Origin of the sequence: Methylophaga sp. UBA3603 (assembly GCF_002375335.1) — a bacterium.
GTDB lineage: Bacteria > Pseudomonadota > Gammaproteobacteria > Nitrosococcales > Methylophagaceae > Methylophaga.
The window spans coordinates 483,490-484,250 of sequence record NZ_DFMC01000010.1; the positions used below are offsets into that span (position 1 = coordinate 483,490).

The 761-nt window shown below is 46.9% G+C and carries 1 protein-coding gene; it reads right to left on the reverse strand.

Translation table 11 applies throughout. The features are described from left to right. On the reverse strand, positions 1-761 hold a 761-nt coding region (locus B4F66_RS13165; RefSeq protein WP_526022914.1), incomplete at both ends, for a PQQ-binding-like beta-propeller repeat protein.

The window sequence follows — 761 nt, forward strand, 5'->3', positions numbered from 1 at the left end:
AACAGACCGGTACGTGGTGAATAAGCCGCTGGCTGTTGATCTTTTGAACCCAAAGCTGCTGGGCAGATACCAGTGGTGTTAACGTCTTCACCGTTACGTGCAGTTGAGTATTTCGCTACACGATCATGCAGACCGGTTTTCAGGTTCACGCCGTTTGACCAGTTAACCGCTGGGTCATATTTTTGTGCAACCAGCAATTCACCTGTGACGCGATCCATGGTGTAACCAAAACCGTTACGGTCAAAGTGAACGGCAGTTTTACGCATTTTGCCATTAACTTTTTGGTCAGCCAGGATAACTTCGTTAACGCCGTCATAATCCCACTCATCGTAAGGCGTCATTTGGTAAACCCATTTCGCCATACCGGTGTCTAAATCACGACCCCAAAGAGACATTGTCCACTTGTTATCGCCTGGACGTTGTACTGGGTTCCAGGTAGATGGGTTACCGTTACCGTAATAGAACATGTTCAGGTCAGGGTCATATGAATACCAACCCCAAGTAGTACCACCACCGATTTTCCATTGATCACCCTGCCAAGTTTTCAAAGAAGAATCTTTGCCAACTGGTTTCAGCATGGAAGTGGTTTTTTCTGGGTCAACTAACATTTCTTCGTCAGGACCGGTGCTGTACGCTTTGTACTGCACGTTACCATCTAAGTCATATGCTTGAACGTAACCACGAACACCAAATTCACCGCCTGAGATACCGACAATGATTTTGTCATCAAAAACGTGGGCAGCAGCTGTGCTGGTTGCACC